Annotated in this window: 2 protein-coding genes; both read left to right on the plus strand. The window is 75.8% G+C overall.

Translation table 11 applies throughout. The features are described from left to right. Positions 1–315: ComF family protein (locus N866_RS18830; RefSeq protein WP_034229692.1), on the plus strand; the 315-nt coding region annotated here is incomplete at its 5' end. Positions 316–506: 191 nt separating this feature from the next. Then, positions 507–1151: a ribosome hibernation-promoting factor, HPF/YfiA family gene (gene hpf, locus N866_RS18835; RefSeq protein ID WP_034229695.1), complete on the plus strand. Its 645-nt coding sequence runs from the start codon at positions 507–509 to the stop codon at positions 1149–1151. The last annotated feature ends 232 nt before the right edge of the window (positions 1152–1383 follow it).

Genomic DNA, 1383 nt, shown 5'->3' on the forward strand with positions numbered 1-1383 from the left:
CCGCTGCTCGCGCGCCGACGGCACGGCGTGCGGGACCAGGTCGGGCTGGGTGCGCGGGCGCGGGGGCGCAACACGGCCGGGTCGTTCCGGGTGCGTCCGGGCGTCGCGCCGGCCGGGGGTCGCTGGTGCCTCCTCGTCGACGACGTGCTCACCACGGGCAGCACGCTGGCGGCCTGCGCCCGGCTGCTCGCGGGCTCCGGCGCACTCGTCGCGGGGGCCCTCGTCCTCGCGGCGACACCGGCGCCCGTCCGGTCCGCGGACGCCGTGATCTTGCACCCGGGCGCGTCACTTCCTCCTGCCGCTGCGGGGGACTAACGTCGGTGCATGGAGCTGTTCCCCGTCGCCGACCCGACCTGGTCGAGGGGGACGTGGGCCCTCGGGGCCCGCGTGACGACGGAGCGGCCGGACCTCCCCGGGAGGGGGTGGTGCCCGCCGATCGCCCCGTGAGGGCGTGCACCGCAGTTCCGTCGGGCGGCGTCCGAGCCGTCCCATCCCAGGAGGTCACCATGGAGATCGTCGTCGTCGGCCGTCACACCGATGTGCCCGACCGCTTCCGCCGTCACGTCGAGGACAAGCTCGCGAAGGTGCAGCAGCTGTCCCCGCGCGCGCAGCGCGTGGACGTCGAGCTGACGCACGAGCGCAACCCGCGCCAGTCCGACGTGGCCGAACGGATCGAGCTGACGGTCCGGGGGAAAGGGCCGGTGGTCCGTGCCGAGGCCAGCGCCGACGACCAGTACGCCGCGCTCGACATGGCGGCGACGAAGCTCATGGAACGGCTGAGGCGGGCACGGGACCGCCATAAGGACTACCGCAAGAACAACGGGGTGAGCGTCCCCGACCCGCGCGAGGCGGAGCTCACGCCGGTCCCGGACGCCGAGGCGGCGCCGCCGCCCCCGGCACCGACCGTCGACGGGGACGCGGTGGAGGTCCCGTGGGGCGACTCGCCGGTCGTCATCCGCGAGAAGCTGCACCGGGCCGAGCCCATGACGCTCGACGACGCGCTGTACGAGATGGAGATGGTCGGCCACGACTTCTTCCTCTTCATCGACGCCGAGACCGCCCTCCCGTCCGTCGCGTACCGGCGCCGGGGCTGGAGCTACGGCGTGATCCGTCTCGACGCGCCGGTCCGGTCCACGGCCGCCGCCGTCTGACGCAGCACGCACCGCGTCGCGGACGCCCGTGACGCAGCAGGTCCCGCCGAGGGGCGCGAGGATGGGCCGGTGCCCACCTCGCGCCCCTCGTCCGTGCCGGGGCCGACGCGGCGCCCGGAGGAGCTGACGCTCGACCAGGCGCGCCGGGTGGCCCTGCGCGCGCAGGGTCTGGACCGGCCTCGACCGACCTGGCCGACAGGCGCCGCAGACGCCGCCCCGGACGCCGCCCCGG

It is taken from the genome of Actinotalea ferrariae CF5-4 (assembly GCF_000603945.1).
Taxonomy (GTDB): domain Bacteria; phylum Actinomycetota; class Actinomycetes; order Actinomycetales; family Cellulomonadaceae; genus Actinotalea; species Actinotalea ferrariae.